Origin of the sequence: Mesorhizobium sp. B2-4-13 (assembly GCF_006658535.1) — a bacterium.
Taxonomy (GTDB): Bacteria; Pseudomonadota; Alphaproteobacteria; order Rhizobiales; family Rhizobiaceae; genus Mesorhizobium; species Mesorhizobium australicum.
In genome coordinates, this window is sequence record NZ_VFVB01000024.1 from 1 (window position 1) to 1,552 (window position 1,552).

The window sequence follows — 1,552 nt, forward strand, 5'->3', positions numbered from 1 at the left end:
TCAGACTGCTGACAAACCCCTGGCTTTTGCCGGGGGTTTTTGATTCACTGGGTCATGTTGAAGCGACCCGCCCCTGAACAGACCGCGCTCGAGATGGTAACGTTGGATCAGCTTGTTCCGGCTGATCATCTGTTGCGCAAAATCGACCGCGCGATCGACTTCTCCTTCATCCACGAACTGACGGCGCCGCTGTACTGTGCCGACAATGGCCGCCCGCCTTTGGATCCGACCTTGATGTTCAAGGCGCTGTTCGTGGGCTACCTGTTCGGGGTTCGCTCGGAGCGGCAGCTGGCGCGCGAGATCGAGGTCAATGTCGCCTATCGCTGGTTCTTGCGGCTGAAGCTGACCGATAGGGTGTTCGACGCCTCGACGCTGTCGCAGAACCGGCGCCGGCGCTATCAGGATGAGAGCATCGCCCAAGGCATCTTCGACCGCATTGTCGAGCAGGCGATCGGGCATGGGCTTGTCGACGGCACGGTGCTCTACACCGACAGCACGCATCTGAAGGCCAATGCCAACAAGGGCAAATACGACCTGGCCATGGTGGCCAAGTCACGGGCCGACTACTGGGCCGATCTCGACCGGGCGATCGAGGCCGAGCGGGCGCTGCATGGCCAGAAGCCGCTGAAGCAAAAGGAGCGGCAGCCGGTGGAGAAAGAGACCAAGGTCTCGCGCACCGACCCGGATGCCGGCTACATGGTTCGAGACGGCAAGCCGAAGGGCTTCTTCTACCTCGACCACCGCACGGTGGATGCCGCCCACGCCATTATCACCGATACCCATGCAACGCCTGCCAACGTGCATGATTCCATCGTCTATCTCTCCCGCCTCGACCGGCAGGTGGAGCGCTTCGGCTTCCAGGTCGGCGCCGTCGGCCTCGACGCCGGCTACGCCACGCCGGGCATCGCCAGGGGATTGGAGGAACGCGCCATCAGGGGCGTCACCGGCTATCGCAACCCGAGCCCACCCAAACCCGGCATGATGAGGAAGAGCGCCTTCGCCTATGAGCGGGAGCTTGACGGCTATCGCTGCCCGCAGGGCCAACTGCTTGCCTACGCCACCACCGACCGCACCGGCTATCGCCACTACAAGAGCGATCCCGCCATCTGCCGCGATTGTCCGTTGCTGGCCTCCTGCACCTCGAACGCCAACGCCGCCAGGCTGATTACCCGCCATGTCTGGCAGGAGGCACGCGAACGAAACGACGTCAACCGCCTCACTTCGTGGGGCAAGGCTATCTACCGGCGCCGCAAGGAGACGGTCGAGCGATCTTTTGCCGACGCCAAGCAGTTGCATGGCCACCGTTATGCACGCTTCAAAAGCCGAACCCGTGTCGCCTGCCAATGCCTACTCGCAGCCGCCGCCCAGAACATCAAGAAAATCGCGCTTTGTCTCTGGCCAAAGAACAAAACCCACTTCGCCTGAGGCGAGGCGTCACCCGCGGCCGAACCGGCAACCTCCAGACAATTCGTCCCGACACCGAAATAACCAGCCCATTCAAACCATAAAAACAAAACCCCGCCAAAATTGACGGGGTTTGTCAGCAGTCTGA

General features: G+C 61.9%; 1 protein-coding gene. It reads left to right on the forward strand.

The window, feature by feature from the left end; genetic code table 11:
• Positions 1–54 precede the first annotated feature (54 nt).
• Complete coding sequence (locus FJ936_RS30390; protein ID WP_141907502.1) at positions 55–1,425, forward strand: IS1182 family transposase; 1,371 nt, start codon at positions 55–57, stop codon at positions 1,423–1,425.
• The last annotated feature ends 127 nt before the right edge of the window (positions 1,426–1,552 follow it).

What these genes read in the sequence shown, in the direction of transcription:
- FJ936_RS30390 (WP_141907502.1), top strand. Translation starts at nt 55, where the DNA reads ATGTTGAAGCGACCCGCCCCTGAACAGACCGCGCTCGAGATGGTAACG.